The 16,572-nt window shown below is 65.4% G+C and carries 12 protein-coding genes, 1 tRNA gene and 1 pseudogene; 4 read left to right on the top strand and 10 right to left on the bottom strand.

The window, feature by feature from the left end; all coding sequences use genetic code 11:
• Positions 1–93: 93 nt before the first annotated feature.
• Positions 94–981: a GH25 family lysozyme gene (locus B0293_RS14090; protein WP_085939754.1), complete on the bottom strand. Its 888-nt coding sequence runs from the start codon at positions 979–981 to the stop codon at positions 94–96.
• Between the two features lie 556 nt (positions 982–1,537).
• Positions 1,538–7,696, bottom strand: a complete 6,159-nt coding sequence (locus B0293_RS14085) for a PA14 domain-containing protein (protein ID WP_077241311.1) — start codon at positions 7,694–7,696, stop codon at positions 1,538–1,540.
• 279 nt (positions 7,697–7,975) lie between these two features.
• On the opposite strand from B0293_RS14085, the gene B0293_RS14080 reads away from it, so the two are divergent.
• The gene (locus B0293_RS14080; protein WP_209437355.1) at positions 7,976–9,367 is read left to right on the top strand and encodes a hypothetical protein; all 1,392 of its coding nucleotides are present in this window, start codon (positions 7,976–7,978) and stop codon (positions 9,365–9,367) included.
• Between the two features lie 295 nt (positions 9,368–9,662).
• A pseudogene (locus B0293_RS14075) lies at positions 9,663–10,795 on the top strand (IS256 family transposase); the annotation flags it as partial.
• Here B0293_RS14075 and B0293_RS43700 read toward each other — a convergent pair.
• A complete protein-coding gene (locus B0293_RS43700; protein ID WP_167334574.1) occupies positions 10,736–10,891 on the bottom strand; it encodes a hypothetical protein in 156 nt (51 codons plus the stop codon). The pseudogene B0293_RS14075 and the gene B0293_RS43700 overlap by 60 nt on opposite strands.
• Before the next feature lie 113 nt (positions 10,892–11,004).
• Positions 11,005–11,709, bottom strand: a complete 705-nt coding sequence (locus B0293_RS44250; protein WP_245192122.1) for a hypothetical protein — start codon at positions 11,707–11,709, stop codon at positions 11,005–11,007.
• Between the two features lie 99 nt (positions 11,710–11,808).
• Between B0293_RS44250 and B0293_RS43525 the strand changes: the two genes are divergently transcribed.
• Positions 11,809–11,949, top strand: coding sequence for a hypothetical protein (locus tag B0293_RS43525; protein ID WP_005166233.1), 141 nt, complete (start codon positions 11,809–11,811; stop codon positions 11,947–11,949).
• Positions 11,950–12,268: 319 nt separating this feature from the next.
• Here B0293_RS43525 and B0293_RS14065 read toward each other — a convergent pair.
• Positions 12,269–12,345: transfer RNA gene (locus B0293_RS14065), tRNA-Ile, on the bottom strand.
• 284 nt (positions 12,346–12,629) lie between these two features.
• Here B0293_RS14065 and B0293_RS43695 point away from each other — a divergent pair.
• Positions 12,630–12,785: a hypothetical protein gene (locus B0293_RS43695; protein WP_005166231.1), complete on the top strand. Its 156-nt coding sequence runs from the start codon at positions 12,630–12,632 to the stop codon at positions 12,783–12,785.
• On the opposite strand, the gene B0293_RS14060 is transcribed toward B0293_RS43695, so the two are convergent.
• The 5 genes from B0293_RS14060 to B0293_RS14040 are packed head-to-tail and all read right to left on the bottom strand — an operon-like array spanning position 12,782 to position 16,553.
• A complete protein-coding gene (locus B0293_RS14060) occupies positions 12,782–13,579 on the bottom strand; it encodes a polyphosphate polymerase domain-containing protein (RefSeq protein WP_005166229.1) in 798 nt (265 codons plus the stop codon). The genes B0293_RS43695 and B0293_RS14060 overlap by 4 nt on opposite strands.
• A complete protein-coding gene (locus B0293_RS14055) occupies positions 13,576–14,160 on the bottom strand; it encodes a DUF4956 domain-containing protein (protein ID WP_039919561.1) in 585 nt (194 codons plus the stop codon). Before B0293_RS14055 ends, B0293_RS14060 begins: the two co-directional genes overlap by 4 nt.
• A gap of 60 nt (positions 14,161–14,220) precedes the next feature.
• Entirely contained in the window at positions 14,221–14,883 is a 663-nt protein-coding gene (locus B0293_RS14050; RefSeq protein WP_005166227.1) for a response regulator transcription factor, read from the bottom strand.
• Positions 14,880–16,271: a sensor histidine kinase gene (locus B0293_RS14045; protein ID WP_005166226.1), complete on the bottom strand. Its 1,392-nt coding sequence runs from the start codon at positions 16,269–16,271 to the stop codon at positions 14,880–14,882. The genes B0293_RS14050 and B0293_RS14045 overlap by 4 nt, the downstream gene beginning before the upstream one ends.
• 9 nt (positions 16,272–16,280) lie before the next feature.
• The gene (locus B0293_RS14040; RefSeq protein ID WP_077241310.1) at positions 16,281–16,553 is read right to left on the bottom strand and encodes a hypothetical protein; all 273 of its coding nucleotides are present in this window, start codon (positions 16,551–16,553) and stop codon (positions 16,281–16,283) included.
• Positions 16,554–16,572 lie beyond the last annotated feature (19 nt).

Genomic DNA, 16,572 nt, shown 5'->3' with positions numbered 1-16,572 from the left:
CAAGATCATGACGCATCAGCCACCGATCACCACGTAAGACACGCTCTAAGCGAAAGCTTCAAATGACCTCCGCATAGCCAAATCTGGAAGAGCTTAAGATCCAGCAGCGAAAGCGGCGAGCTGTGCGATTGTACCGGCGAAGACATCCTGGTCACCGGGGAAAGTGCCCGATTTAGCCCATTGGTAGAAGGTGTACGCGGTCCAGCCCGCGGGCATTCCGGGTGGCCCGCCGGCGTCGGAGGCTACCGGTGAGATCCACAACGGCGAATTGGCCGGGATGGTCGTGTTACTGCCGGTGCAGTGGTTCCACCAGCCGCGGGTCGTGTAGATCACCGGCCAGCGACCGACGGCGTCGTGCACCGTGGTGACGAAATCCGTGAGCCAGGCCGTGACCTGCTCCGGCGTCCGGTTGTAGCACCAACCCGCCCAGTCCGCGGTCGAGTAAGGGTTGTACTCGATATCCAGCACCGGCGGCAAAGTCTTTCCGTCGCCGACCCATCCCCCGCCGTTCGCGAGAAAGAACCTGGCCTGGTCCCCACCCGAAGCCTTGTCCGGCAACCCGAAGTGATAAGCGCCCCGTTTCAGGCCCGCGTTCGCCGAACCCGCATAGTTCGCCGCGAACGTCGGATCACGATAGGTAGTGCTCTCCGTCGCCTTCATGTACGCGAACTTGGCGCCCTTCGCCGCCACCGCAGGCCAGTTCACAGTGTTTTGGTAGTGACTGACATCGAGTCCTGGAAGACCATCCGGCGCGACAGCGTTCATCGATGCAGCCGATCGTCCGGCTTTGCCGACACGTTCGAACCTCGGAACAGAGGAGCCCATGTAGTCCGTTTCCGGGTGCCCAGGAACGGTCGTCGCCAGTATCGGCGTCGTGGCGGTTGCCGCCGACGCGCGCGAGTTCTCCACTGGCAGCAGTCCGGCAAGCAAAACCACTACTGAACTTGCGACTGCCACGGAGCGCAGTAAGTGAACCGTCATCGAATCTCCCTTTCCGGCCGCTAAGCCAGTGCATCTATTACTTCATCTCGGGACCGTCGAACCAAGTCATTCCTGACACACGAAAGCGCCGATATCAATATCTTCATCTGCAGCGAATCGAGGGAGAACTATGTCATCGCCGACCTGGGAACCCGACCCGGCACAACGGAGGAGACCCGGATCGTTTATCGCCACCGCTGCGCTAAACCTGAAAAGTCGTTATTTTCCCTTTTGACGAACAGGCTTCGGATCCCCAGTCAGCGACGGCACGAACGCGCCGGATGGCCCACCGAGGATTCTTGTCCCGGCAGGCCATCCAGCCTGTAGTCAAGCGACGAAGGTCAGTTTCCTGACTTGTTTCGCTTCCTCGCTTCAAGGCCTCGCTTTATCAGTCTGCCTATTCCCCCGACGAGAACCAGTATCACAGCCAAGACAGTCGCAAAGATGAGGGAGAACCCAAGGTCGCTGATACCGAATGGCAAGGTCATCAGGAAGCATGCGCCCCAGATGATCGCAAGCACGGTCACAACGTCTGCGACTCGCTTCAGGGGACCACTCACCTGAAGAACCTCCAATTTGCCCGAGTTCTGAGGAGGGCCCTGCTCACTCTGGCGTGATGCCTCCATTTGCTGACCCGGAAGCCGTGCCGCAAGAACCGGCCCGCGACCCCGAGGCCAGAATAGCCCAGTCTGCCCAGAACACCGGCACGTGCACCGCCGGCAGCACCTGACGCCATCCAACCGACGATCTTACGTGGTGTCACTGGCTGATGACGTGCCGTCGCAAGCGCAGTTTGAGCAGCTCCGTTGCCGGCTGCGCCGATGATCGCGCCTGCGATAAGAACACATCCGAACCCGGCTGTTCCCGCACAGATCGCGCCTGCGGCGATGCCGGCACCGATTCCAACCCCGATGGAGATGATCGTCGAGGCGTGCCGGTTGACGAAACTGCTGACCGAGCTGGCTGCTTTGCTGACCCAGGACCACCACTGGCCGTTGAGGTCTGTCTTGTTGATCGGGTCGGCGACGACGTAGTCGTAGTCGTTGGCAGATCCGCCTTCGACAGGATCGACCGAGAGGAACCGGCCCAGGACTGGGCTGTAGGGGCGGGCGCCCATCTGGACCAAGGCGAGCCCGCCGGCGTGTTCGAAGAGCCGTTGGTGCTGTCCGAGCCAGCCGTTGTCCATATTGCCGGGCTGGTTGTCAGGGACGTAGTCGTTGTCGACAACCCCTGCCGGGTTCAGCGGCTCGCCGTAGGGAGTGTAGGCCCGCAGGTCACCGACCTGCTTACCGGCGTTGTCCGTGGTGAGGACAATGTCGCCGCGAACATTGGGGATGTCCCAAGTCGGTGCGACAGCTGTATCCGCGGGGAGGCTGTACAGGACTCCGCCGGTGAGGGCGATGGTGCGGGTGATGACGCGTTTGTCAGGTCCGAGGGTTAGGTCGCTTTCGTCGCCGTCCGCCGTGTACGAGTACAGAACTTGCGCAGTGGTGTCCCCCTGGGTGGCCGACCGGGTGGTGATCCTGCCGGTGGAGTCGCGAACGTAAGACAGGTCCGCGGCATCGGGGCCGGTGATGCGTGCGGTCAGGTTACGGTCGGCGGAGTCCCAACCCAAGTAGGTAGTGGAAGCACCGCTGGTGAACTGCGTGGTGTTGCCATGAGTGTCATAGACGAACGCGGTGTTCGCCGATGCACCGGTAGTTGCCAATAGCCGGTCGACGGCGTCGTAACAGTAACCGGTCTCCGCGATGCCTGCCGTAGTCTGATCGAGCAGCCGCACCCGGTTGGTGTTGAGCCCTGCGTTGGCTTGCGTACCGATCGGACAGTTCGCGCCCGCGACAGAGGTGAAGTCATAGGTGTAGTGGTGCCCCCTGACATAGGCCTCGGTCATACGGCCAACGCTGTCGTAAAGGTAGTTAGGACCGTCAGGGCGCGCGTCGACACCGCCGAGTGACTCGTCGATGATAGTTCCACCACGGGTCCGCGTCACCTGCGAGACCACGGTCTTGTTGTCGCTGGTCTTCCAGGTCAGCGCGGTGACCTGACCGGCGCTGTTCTTGTCCATCTTGGTGAGGGACGCGCCGTTGGCGTAGGTGACGGATCCGGGTTCGCCAGCGTCGTCGTAGGTCGAAGTCGCCAAAACTGTGGTGCCGAGTTTGGTGGTAAGGATTCGACCGGCATCGTCATAGGTGGTGGTGGTCAGCTGTGGCTGGTCGGCCGAGTTCGGCGGAATCACCTTCTCCTCGACGCTGCGGCCGGCGAGGTCGTAGGTGGAGTCGGTGCGTGTCCCATGCCCGTCTGTATAGGAAACCTTGCGGCCAAGCAAATCTGTTCGAGTGGTGATCGTGCCGTGGACGTCGGACACCGAGGTGGTGAGCGGGTCACCGCCAACCGCATAATTGGTTGTGACCGTCCGCTCGCCTTCTGCAGCGTTCGCGGGGATCTTCGTCGTGACAGCGCGATCGCGGCTGTCATAGGTCGTGCAGGTCCACGCGCCCGACGTGGCTCTCGCCACCACTCGACCGGACGCGTCATAGACCTGCTCTTCGGTCCGGGGTGCTCCGGTGGCGGGATTGGGCCCAGTCGTGGACTTCATCAGTCCACCCTGATTTGTTGCGGGGCTGCCGCTGTAACAGGGATTTGCACGGGTTTCGGTATCGCCGTAGTAGGTCAGCGTGCTGACGGCGTTGGTGGGCATGGTCTTAGAAGTGGAGCGCAGATACCCAGTACCGGGTGTCTCATAAGCCGTGCTGGTTTTCAGCTGGGTGGCACCGCTACCGGTCGTGCTGCTGGTGGCGAGTCCGTAAGCGGCGTCAACTCCGTTCTCGTTGTGCCGGGTGGTGGCGACCTTGTCCGGCACACCGTCGGATTCCGAGGTGGTGGTGGAGGTGGCTAGCCCGTATCGGGGGCGCAGCTGGGTGCCAGGCACCGCCTGCTGGGTACCGGACGGGGTGGTCCAGTGCAGCTCCAGCTGTGCGGTCAGGTCGAATTCGTAGTAGTCGATCCGGATCCGCTTGATCTGGCCGGCCGCACCGCTCTGCACGACGCCCTGACGCCAGGCTGGGGTGGTGTTACGCCAGTCGTCGATGACGAGTTGGTCGTCGACCCATACGCGGACACCGTCGTCAGCCAAGACACGGAGTGTGTAGTTCCCAGCGGCCGGGAACACGATCTCCCCGGTGGCGCGCAGCGAGAAGTGATCCGTCGGAATCCCGGCGGTGGGGGCGTCGCTGTTCCAGTTCTTGACGAGCGAGCCGTCCGCGACTCCGAGACCGGTGGTGTAGGCCTTGGGGGCGCCGGAGAGCTTGTCATTGTCGTACCAGTTGACGGCGAGTCCAGGGAGGTTTTCGTCGTAGCCGGTGCGGCTGTGCGGGACGGTGTTCGCACAGGCCGCGCTCGGGACCTGGCCGGTGAAACACGACGCTGGCGCGGGCCCGTAGGTATCGACCGGCCGGTCCGCGTGGTCGTATACGGTGGTCGATACGCGCTGAGCCGCGTCGGTCTTGCTGAGCTGGAGGTCCTTCTGGTTCCAGGTCTGGCTGGTGACCTTCCCTGTCGCGTCGGCGGTCGACAGGAGACGGTCGGCGTCGTCGTAGGTGACCTTTGAGAAGAAGCCGCTCGCGGGATTCAGGCCCGCGACGGTGACCTTGGTGGTCTTGGCGGCAGGGTCGTAGACGAAGCCGCGCTGCGGTCGTGCCTGGCCTGGCAAGGGCGCAGGAGCAAGGACGCTGGTGGCCTTGGGTTTGCCCGACGCGGTGTCGTAGGCGATCTCGGACCGGACGTCGGTGGCTCCGGCGCGGGCGGCGGGGTCGGCCGCGATCCAGTCGTTGACCAGTGGCGACCGCACTGAGGTCAGCAGGCTGGCACTGTTGTACCCGTAGTCGGTGATCTCGGATCCGGGGTCTTCGATTCGGGACAGCCTGCCTGCGGTGTACCAGAGGCGAGTTTCGGTGCCGTCCCAGTAGCTGATGCGGCACAGCATCTGGGCCGGTGCGGCGGCATCGGCGCCCGGGGGCGGGGTGGCGGCGCCGTAGCAGTCGTCGCCGGCACGGTTGTAGCGCAGGATCTGCGAGCGCTGCGACACCGGGTCTTTGATCTCCCGCAGCCGCGAGGGCGCCCCGTCGTAGATGTACTGCAGTGTGGCGGGTTTGCGGCTGTCGGTGACGCTGGTCTGGCTTTCCAGCTTGCCGTCCGCGCGGAAGACGAACACGTCTCCACCGTCGGTCAGCGTGATCTTCCCCGCCGTGTCGAGCGCGAGGGTGCCGTCCTCTCCCTCAGGCGGGGTGTATCCGCCGGTGCTCTTCTTGGTCCAGGTGTGCTTGGCGCCGGAGGCGTCGGTGAGCACGATCGTCTGATCGGCGACCTTCGCCTCGGTATAGCTCGAGCCGTCACCGTCAAGGTCGGCCGACAGCGTCCAGCCCTGCGGCAAGGTGGGCAGGTCGTTGGTGTAGAGCCAATCCGCCGGGACGATCTGCGGAGCCACTGTGGTGTTGTCAGCAGTCCGTACGAACAGGCGCATCTTCGCCGCGCCGGTGGCCTCGGCGTTCTCCACCTTGATCGGCACCCGCTGCCCCGCGGTCAGCGTGACGTTGGTGGATTGGGTCCAGTTCACGTCGCTGGGAACACCGACGTCGTAGACCTTCGCCCCGTTGATCCAGACCACGGCGCCGTCATCGTGCACACCGGCGAACTGGTAAGTACCGGCGACCGGGGCTTGGAAGAAGCCTTCCCAGCGGGTGACGAACCAGTCGGCGGCCAGCGCGGGCGCGAACGGCGAGTCCGTTCCCCAGTCGACGTTCACCTGCGGCTCGGTACGGACCAGCGCGGGCTGTTGCGCGTCATTGATGAGCCCGTTGTGGGACAGGTCGGCGAAATAGGACGCCTTGAGGCCCTTGTTCTCGTTCTGCTGCGAGTTGTAGGTCATCGTCACCCCGGCCGTACCGGCCACGGTGGTGAACGTCGGCGATGCCTGCGACGTGGTGACGTTGCCGTTGGCGAGGTTGACGTTGACCGGTCCGGCAGCGTCCACAGGTGATGGCCCGTGGTCACCGATGCGCTGATCGACCTTGAGGTGACCGATCCACGTGGGTGTCGTGGTGGTGGAGCCGCTGTAGGTCAGGGCCTGCCAGGTGTAGGCGACACCGTCCTGCAAAATCCCGGCGGGGACCGTCCAGGTAGGAGTGCTCAGGCAACCGGATTCGACCACGACACCGGACTTGGCGTCAGCACCGGTCGCGACCCGGAAGCAGTACTTGACCGGATCACCGTCAGGGTCGGTGACCGGGTTGACGGCGAGGGTCGGGGTCAGCGACGTGGAGACGGTTCCGTCAGCAGGCCCGGCGAGAACCGCGGCGGGCGGTGCGGAGCCGGTGTCGACGGTGAGGGTGGCGTTGAGGTTCTTGTAGGTCCAGGTTCCGGGGTTCTCGGCGCCCAGAAGCATGAACGACACGTTGATGTCGCGCGCGTTGACCCGGTCCCGCAAGAAATTCGTGAACGCCGTGCTGGAGAAAGAGCCGACGTCACCGACGAGCGCGGACGCCAGGTAGGGGCCCACGCCGTTGAAGTTGTTGTCCGACGCGTGATACAGGTTCGCGTTCCAGGTCTTGACCGACCCGACGACGCTGGTGTTGCGAGTGAGGTCCAGGGTGGCGCCGACGACGGTCTTGCCCCACAGCGGCGAGTAGTCCAGGTGCGCGACCGACCGGTTGTAGGTGTCGCCGTTGGCCTGGCTGTTACCGATCCGCAGACCGCAGTCGTTGCACTTGGAGCCATCGGAACGGAAGGCGAACGAGTACTGCACGCCGTAGGTGAAGGTGGGGTCGATCGAGACCGGGTAGACCCGCTTCGGGTCTTTCAGCCAGTTCGCGTCGACAGCGACGGTGAGCCACCACTCGGCGCCGGTCTGCTCGAGTGTGTAGGTGCCGCCGGTCATCGCCGGTGCGGTCTCCCCGTGTCCGGCGGAGTCCCAGGTCTCGATCGGCGGCATCACGAACTTCGCCGCCCCGGCCTTGTCCAGCAGCGACACCGACCCGGACTGCGCGTCCAGCTTGGGCGTCAGGTCACCCGTGGTGAGCTTGAAACGCCACGACGAACGACCGTCGGCCGGCGGCCGCTTCAGCTTGATGGTCTCCTTGACCGCTCCCGGCGTGACCTCGTAATCCAGATCAATGCCGGCAGCGACCTCGGGATAGGTCACCGAGTCGCCCTTCACCACCGCGGCTGCGGGGGCGGCCTGGTCGAGCGCGAGACTGGCGCTGTGACCGGCAGACTCGATCTGCAGCACGGAAGGATCGTTGGCCTTCCCGGCGAGGGAAGGGCTCAGCGGATGGTTGTCGACATCGGCGCGCTTGGTCACCGCATCTGTGTCCGGCGTGGTGTCCACCGGCTGCCATTGACCGGCCTTGTCCTGCACGTTCAGCGGCTGCGTCGACTCGCGCACCGAACGCGTGCCATCCGGGTTGACGTACTCGGTGGTAAACATCGACCGCGACACCGGCTTGGACCTCACCGGGTCGAAATGGCTCCCCGCTCCCCCGTCCAACCGGGCCTGAGCAGCGAAGTCACCTGCTTTCGGGGCAGTCGGCGCCACAGCCGCGGGTGGTGGCGGCGACAGCACCGGAACATCCCGAGGACTGATCGGAGCGGGTGCTGCGGCCGCGCGAGGCGGGGCGGACACCGCCTCGACAGCGCTGATGCCGACCACGGCGACCAGCATGAAAGTCATTGTTCTGATGGCGTTCGATCTCCGCGCGGCGCGCGACATCCAGAGCACCGATGGTTCCCCTCGTCATGCACGGCTCTTGTGAAGCCGTACCAATCCCGATCCGCACCGGACCCGCGGTCAGGCGGACCCCATCCGCGATAAACGGACACGACAACGAGCCCCCGAGAGGGGTGTCGGTGGCGTGGTGGGCTGGTCGAAAGCCCCCGGGCTTTCGTCCGCAAGCTTGATCGTCGTCACCTCACGCGGTTGTTACCTCGCTCAACGTGGTGAATGCCTACCGTTACCTTTCCGTTGCGCAAAAAGGGACATCTTCGCCAAAGCGGGAGCAAATCACTCACCAAAACTTGCCTCGATTCACCCGCATCACCCATACGTGGACGTCTGTCTATCCTCAGACGGGTGATCGCAACCGATTCGCACTATTCGGACACCCGTCTCACAACGACCGGGCAACGGGTAGTGGTGTATCTCATCTTGACGACAGTGTCGTTGATCAACTTCATCTCCTACGCCCCTCTGGAACTGCGGGCGCACGAGAAGGCGTGGGGCGACGCACTGAACTACTACGCGATGTCCGAGCACACCGGCGCCCAGGTCGACAACCCCTTCGCGCTGCGGATGCTCAGCCCTTGGCTGGTTCACATGGGCGGCAAGATCTCCGGACTGGCGCTCGACACCGTGTGGGTCGGGTTCACCTTCGTGATCACACTTGCCTGCACCGTGGTGTTCTTCGAGTTCTGTCGAAGGCAGCTCAAGCTGCAGACGTTCACTTCGGCACTCGCCGCGATCGCGCTCGGCTGCACCTTCTGGTACGGCCCTTACGCCTTCAGCAACCCGTACCTGGTCGACCCGCTCAACAACCTGCTCTACCTGGTCGCACTGTGGCTGCTGCTCCGACGCAAGCTGGTCTGGTTCACCGTCGTCGTCATCCTCGGCGCCATCAACAAGGAGACCACCCTCCTCCTCGCGCCGCTCTACCCCCTGCTGACCTGGACCCGCACACGATCACTCCGCGACCGACAGGTCCTCGCCGGAATCGTGGCCGTGCTCATCGCGGCCGTGGCCTACATCGCGTTCCGCCTCTGGGCGCAGTCACTGATCGGCGGCACCTACGGCTTCGGATCCGGACAGGCCAACAAGGGCCTGCTCTCCAATATCTACTTCGCACTGTCATCGAACAAACGCGGGGAACACGCCGCACTGTTCGACACCTTCCACTTCTTCTGGATTCTCTTCGCCTACGGCCTCTACCACCAGTACCGCAAACACGGCCCCCGCAACGAACTACTCATCGCCGGCGGCTGGCTCATCCTGTGCTGCCTCGCCGGCCGCATGGTCGCCACCGACACCCAGCGCGTGTTCGTCATGCTCGCCCCACTCGTCATCGCGCTGGTCGCCATCACACTCGACAACCAGCGCACCAACGCACGCCAGCTCCTGACCGGCATACTGGTCTTCCTCTACCTTGCACTCAACCTGCAGTTCGTACCCAACGAAACCAAATTCCTCGTCGAGATAATCGGCCTGGGTCTCTTCGCGCTTCTCATCATTCCCCGGTTCCGCGTACTGCCGACCCGCGACCGACCCGAGAATTCCGGTGACGACCATTTCATCTCCCACCGCGGAACACTCGACCATCCCATAGCACCTCACCGCCGCTGACAGCAAATTCAAGTCAGACCACTCAAGCCTGAGCGCCACAATCCGACAGTCCTCTCCAACACAGCAGCGAACGCCATCGACGCAATCGCGCCTCGGCCTGCCGGGACAGAGGCGTGATCGAGGAGTTGCCCTGCCCGACCGAGCCGTCTGATGAGCCTGTGCCTAGTCGTCCCCACGACCGACCAACGGCATGAGCGTGCGCTGTCCGGGACTGTTCCAAGATCGGCGTTTCCGGCCCGACACGCCGGGCTGAGGTCCGGTGAGATGGGCGCTGTGAGTGATGACATCGGAGCTTGTGAGTCCACGTAAGCGTGAGTCCAAGCCGGCGCGGAAGCTGTCGCCGGAGCAGGCTGCCGCGGCGGCGATGGTGGCCGAAGCGAAGGCGCGAGGGTTGGCACTGACCAGCCCGGATGGCCTTGCTGAAGCTGTTCACCAAGAACGTGCTGGAAACCGCGCTGAACGAGGAGATGACCGAGCACCTCGGGCATGAGAAGCACCAGGCTGAGCCGGACCGTGACTCGACGAATGTCCGGAACGGCACTCGGCCGAAAACGGTGGTGTCGGATGCGGCGAGCGAGGTCGGCATCGACGTTCCTCGGGATCGGGAGAGCACGTTCGAGCCGCAGATCGTGAAGAAGCGGCAGCGTTGGCTCACCGAGGTGGATGAGATCGTGTTGTCGTTGTATGCGAGGGGAATGACGACCGGCGAGATCTCGGCGCATTTCGCCGAGATCTACGGATCCTCGGTCAGCAAGGAAACGATTTCGCGGATCACTGACAAGGTCGTCGCCGAAATGAACGACTGGGCCAGCCGCCCGCTGGATCCGGTGTACGTCGCTGTGTTCATCGACATGATCCACGTCAAGGTCCGCGACGGGCAGGTCGCCAACCGGCCCGTCTACGCCGCCATCGGCGTCACCGTAGACGTTCATAAGGACGTCCTGGGCCTGTGGATGGGCGTCGGCGGCGAGGGTGCGAAGTTCTGGATGAGCGTGCTGATCGACCTGAAGAACCGCGGCGTGCGAGAAGTGTTCTTCCTCGTCTGCGACGGACTCAAAGGCCTGCCCGACGTCGTGGCGAACGTCTGGCCGCAGACCATTGTTCAGACCTGCATTGCCCACCTGATCCGCAACACCTTCCGGCTCGTGTCACGTCGGGACCGGATGCGGTGAAACGCGATATCAAACCCATCTACACCGCATCCAGTCCGGACGCCGCGGTGGCCGCCTGGACGAATTCGAAGAGAAATGGGGCGCGAAGCATGGAGCGGTAATTCGTTTATGGCGCAATGCTTGGGATGAGTTCACGCCGTTCCTCGCCTACGACGTTGAGATCCGAACGATGATCTGCTCCACGAACGCGATCGAGTCACTCAACGCCCGCTACCGGCGGGCGATCCGCGCCCGCAGGCACTTCCCGACCGAGCAGCGTCCCGCAGACCGGGCACGCCACAGCATCGCCCACTTCCTCGACGCCCTCGACCGACAGCGCCGAAAGTCCCGAGAACACCACATCGACCAGCATCGCCACCAATATGCATGGAATCCCGGCACCGCAGGTAGAGGATTTCGACGTCGGAATTCTCGATAAAGTGGAAACGCTCCGCCATGTTGCACGCAACCGCGACTGGATGGTTTTCAGCCGCGGTTGCGTTCGTGTGCCTTGGTCAGCACACTCGACAGTCTTGAGACCTCATCGTCGGAGCCGCTCAGGTTCGGAGCGACGACCTGGACGGACGTAAATCTCCCTCCACCGCAGGTTTGTCCGTTGATGGCTTTGGGGTTCTCCCGAGTGGGAATCAGATTCACGGTGCGGGAACTGCCGGCCGGTAGCCCTTGGACCTCCAGCAACGTAGAGAACAGCTCACAGGCACGATCCGGCGCGATTCCCTTGCCTGAGGCGATCAGGTCGCGAGCCGCTTCCAGTTTGCGAGTCGTCTCCGGATCGTCGAGCAGTCCTGACCTCTTCACCTGCTCTATTGCTGCGGGCAATTGCGTTGCCCATGTTTCTGCTGACGTACCGATCACCTGGACGCGACCCCCGGCAGGAATCTCCCAGTGACACGCGGGCAATCCGCCGACAGCCAAAGTCTTCGGCTCGGACACCTCTCCGGCAAGCATCGATAGCTCAGCCGGTGTGAGAAGTGCACACGAAGCGTCCGGAGCGGACGTCTTCGTAGCCGGGTCAGCGGACGACGGGCCCACACCCTCGGCGACCTCGCCTTCCGGCGCCGAAACAGACTTGTCCGACGAACACCCAACCAGCCACAGCATTGCCGACGCGGCGACAAACACTGCGATTCGACCGGGTCTCAGATAGCCGAGGCACTCCACGTTTGACATCTTGCGCTCATCTCCCCCATCCAAAGAAACAGAGGCTACCAGGACTGCAGTTGCGAACAGGCCGAGAGCGTGTCGGCGACAAGCGAAGAGGATGATCGCGTGTCCGACGACCACCTCGACGACAGCCTAAAACCGTTCTCCATCAACGGAAAACCACCTCCGGCGCGGTCGAGGAGCCTCGGCGCCGTCTTCGCCCCGCTGGCCGGTTCCGCACTCCTGGAACACGCCGACAGAATCTAGCTGGGAGCGAGCATCACAGCAGCCGGGCTCATGCTCTTCCTGGCACAGCGAGCCGTTGCCGGAGCGCTGCGCAATCGGCGAACCAGCCGACCTGCGACCACACCAGCTTGTCCAGCCGTGGAAGCAAAGAACTCCGGACCTGCCGAAGTCCCCACGGCAGCAGTTATGGCTAGGAAGCAAAAGCTGCTACGCCACCAACCGGCCCCGCAGAGCACACCGGAGCAAACGGAGACATAACGGAGCCCAGTCACGATTAACGCCAAGGCGAAATTGCCGCCGAAAGGGTCAATATCCCTGCCGGTCGGCAACGATATTGACGTGGTGGGCCGGGTCGGGCTCGAACCGACGGCCAAGGGATTATGAGTCCCCTGCTCTAACCAACTGAGCTACCGGCCCCAAGGGTGTCCTGACACCTCCGCGGGAGCCGTCCCAGCCCGAACAGCGGGTTTGCGAACGCACAGAAGTCCCAGTTCGCTCCAAGTTATCACAGCGCTCACCTGCCACGATCCCTAGGTCGCACGACTCGCGGGACGCGGTCTAGGCCAAACAGTTGGTTTCCCGCACAGGGCAAAGCCGACTCGTCTAGGTTGCAGAGACCAACACCGGGCGGCTCGCCGCCCGGGACACGCTGACCATCGGGGACGGGCCTGGACATCACGCCCGTCGGCAGGGAGGCGCTCGTGGCGAGTTCGATCGCCATCGGGCTCGGTCTCGCGGCCGCTCTCGGCGCCGCGTTGTCACTGAGGGCGAGCATCCGGGCACTGCGGCGAGCCGGCCTCCAGGTCGACACGATCCTCGCCGAAGAGTTGGACGACCGACCTCCGCAGCACCCCTAGCCGTTCGTCGGTCCTCTTTGGACAGTCGGCTGCGCCACCCCGAGCCGCCGCAGCGCCGGTCGCCACCGGTTCCCGCCGGTCGCCAGCCCCAGCGCCACCAGGCCCGCGCAGTACTTGCTCACCGACTGCTCCCGGATCCGCAGTTTCGCCAGCGCCTCGGTGACACTGTTGCGCTCGGAGGCCGACTTCACTTCCAGCAGTACCAAGTCACCCCCGGCGGCGAGGTTCCGCGAACCGGAACGCCAGACCAGCGACGTGTCGCAGGTGATCCGAGCGTCGCGTGTGATGAGAGTGGTCCGCCGGTAGTCGGTGACCAGCGCGGGAGCCAGCGGCCGGGGCGCGGGGCGGCCGTAGGCGGCGGTGAGGGCGTCGTCGAGGAACGTCAGCGCGGGCGCTGTCAGGCCGTGCGCCGCCTCGGCCGGATGCGGGCGGCGGACCTTGACCGTCTCGTCGCGCCGTCCGCTGACCTTGAGTTCGCAGTAGGTGTCGGCCGAGTCGGTGTAGGTGCGCGTGCGGATCTTGAACCGGCGCCGCCGGTCCTGCCGGTGCGCCCGGAAGATCGCCAGATCCGGCGTGTCGAAATAGGTCGACGAGTAGCCGAACACTCGCTGACCGTCGATCTCCAGGCACCGCGCCGACAGCGCCTCGGCGACGGCCAGGAAGTCGTTGAGCGACAGGACGTACTTGCGATCCGTCCGGCTCATCAGCCCGCTCGTGGCGACGACTTCGGCCAGCGAGAGCGACGGAAGTCCCTTGGCCACCGCCGCGACGGTGGCCGTTCCGCGCCCGCTCACCGGTGACCCGCCGGAGCACCGTGGACGACCGGGGCGGCGTCCGGCCGGAACCGGACGTCGACAACGGTGACCTCGCGGACATAGTCCACTTCGGACACACTGTGCCGCACGATCGTTCCGCCGAGCCTCGCCCGCAGTTCCATCAGCATCGTCTGCTCGTCGGGGTACACGGTGTCGAGCACGACCGTCCGCCGCTGCGGGCCGCGCGTGCGCGAAGGGTGGTCGGCGACGTACATGACGCCGAGCAGCAGCACATTGAACGCGGCGACGATCCGCCAGTCCGCGGACGGCAGCCCGTTCACCAGCCCCAGCACCAGCGCGACGAAGTAGTACGCGACCTCCTGCTGGCTGATCGAATCGGACCGCAGGCGGATGATCGACAGCACGCCGAACAGGCCGAGCCCGAGCGCGCTCGCGGTCGACACGGACAACAGCACGGCGACCGAAACGCAGACGCCGACGTTCAGCGCGAGGTACGCGCAGGCGAGGTCACCGCGGTGGTGGCGGCGGGCGTAGATGCCGTAGGCGAGGATGACGGCGACGACGAGGTCGAAGGCCAGATGCAGCAGTGTCGTGGTCATGGAAACCACTGTGCCGCTCGAAAAAGAGACCGCCGTTAGAGCCCGATGAGAACCGTCTCATCAGGACTCACCGAGCCGGTAACCCATCCCCCGCACGGTTTCGATCCGCTCCGCGCCGATCTTCCCCCGCAGATAACGGATGTAGACGTCCACCACGTTCGAGCCGGGATCGAAGTCGAAACCCCAGACACCGCCGAGCAGCTGCTCACGGGACAGCACCTGCCCGCGGTTGCGCAGCAGGGTCTCCAGCAGCGCGAACTCACGGGCGGTGAGGTCCTTCTCCTCCCCCGCCACCGAAACCTTCCGCGTGCGCAGATCGAGCGAGAGCTCCCCGGCGCGGAGCACCGCGGGCTCGGAGTCGGGATTTCCCCGCAGCCGCAACCGGATCCGGGCCAGCAGCTCCTCGAACGCGAAGGGCTTGGCCAGATAGTCGTCGGCGCCGCCGGACAGCCCGGCGACCCGGTCGACGACGCTGTCCCGCGCGGTCAGGATGATCACCGGCACCGTCCGGCCCGCCGCGCGCAGGGCGCGCAGCAGATCCGAGCCGTCGAGGTCCGGGAGCCCGAGGTCGAGGACGACCAGGTCGTGCGCGCCGGTCAACGCCTCGGTCATTCCCTCGGAACCCGTCCGCACCCAGCGGGTCGCGAACCCCTGCGCCCGCAGGCCCTTCTCGACGAACGCGCCGATCCGGGCGGAGTCCTCGACCACCAGCACACTGGTCATCGGCCCGCACCTCCCGCGACAGGGATCTCCATGGTGAACCGCGCGCCTTCGCCGGGCACGGTGTCGAGCAGGACACGGCCGCCGTGGGCCTCGGCGATCGCGACGACGATCGCCAGACCGAGCCCGGCACCGTCGTCCCCGCTCGAGTTGCTGCCGCGTTTGAACCGTTCGAAGATCCGGCTCCGCGAATCGGGCGGCACGCCTTCCCCTGTGTCCCGAACCCAGAGCCGCGCCGTAGTCGCGGTGACCTCCGAGCCGAGGGCGATCTCCTGTCCGGGCGCGGTGTGCCGGACGGCGTTGGAGACCAGTTGCAGCAAGGCTTGCGTGAGCCGCTGGCCGTCGGCGCGGACGGTCGCCTCGGCGACGGCGTCGAGCCGCCAGACCCGGTCGGCCAGCGGACGGGACTTGGCGAGGGTCTCGACGGTGAGGTCGGCTAGGTCGGTGTCGCCGGGGGCGAGGAAGTCGGGGCTGCCGGATTTCGCGAGGACCAGCAGGTCGTCCACGATCCGTTGCATCCGCCCGAGTTCGTCGAGGACCAGATGCCGGGTGGCGGCGTTCTCCTCCGGGTCCTCCCCCATCAGCTCGAGGTGGCCGCGGACGATCGTGATCGGGGTGCGCAGCTCGTGCCCGGCGTCGTCGATGAAGTCCCGTTGCCCGGCGAAGGCGCTTTCGAGCCGGTCCAGCATCGTGTTGAAGGTGCGCCCGAGCGCGGCGACGTCGTCCGAGCCGCGGACCTCGATGCGGCGGGAAAGATCGGTCTCGCCGATCTGCTCGGCGGCCAGGCGGACCTCCCGCACCGGCGCGAGGATGCGGCCGGCGACCAGCCAGCCGATCAGCCCGGCCAGCACCAGCGCGGCGCCCGACATCGCGGCCATCACGCCGACGACGTCGTTGATCTCGCCCGCGGCGTGGTCGACGAACTCGACGATCACCAGCGCGCCGCGGCCCGGCGAACCCTCGATGGTCACCGGGACGACGCCGTACCGCGCTGAGCCGACGGCGGTGGTGACCGTGCCGTACGCCGGGCTCGTGGCCCGGGAAAGCTCGGCCACGAACTTCGGATCGGTGTCGAGCCGGACCGGCGGCTCGATGGCGCTCCGCCTCGACGCGGCACCGTCGATGATCGAGAAGAACGTCTCGTACTTTTCGGGCAGGTTCCGTTCCAGGTGACGGCCGAGGATCGCCTCGACGGTGGCGGGCTGCCCGGCGGGCCGGGCGTCCGGCGACGCCAGGAAGGCCCGGAGTTTTCCGGTCTCGTGCGCGATCTCGTTGTCGAGCCGCTGGTCGAGCTGGTTGTGCAGGACGGTGCGGGTCGCCAGCAGCGAGCCGGCGAGCGCGAGCAGCACCACCAGCAGGACCCAGGCGAGGATCCGGGCGCGGGCGCTCATCGGCCCCGCTCAGTCGTCGAGGTCGAAGTCGAAATGGTCGTCACCGTCGTCGTCATGGTCATCGTCATCATCGGGGTCGTCGTCGTGCCCGGCCAGCCGGGGCGGGACGACGGCGGGCGGGGCGCCCGCCTCGCCGGGCCCGACGGCCTGCCCAGCCGGGGCGACGACGGCCGGGCCGAGGTCGGGCGGCGAGGCGGCGGTGGCCGCGATGACGGCGAACGTGCCGGTGGCCGCCACCACGACGGCGGCGACCCCGGCCAGGACGATGATTCGGACTCGCATGCCGTCCAGGCTGCCCGGC

Source organism: Amycolatopsis azurea DSM 43854, from assembly GCF_001995215.1.
Taxonomy (GTDB): domain Bacteria; phylum Actinomycetota; class Actinomycetes; order Mycobacteriales; family Pseudonocardiaceae; genus Amycolatopsis; species Amycolatopsis azurea.
This window is presented reverse-complemented; position numbering and strand designations above follow the sequence as displayed.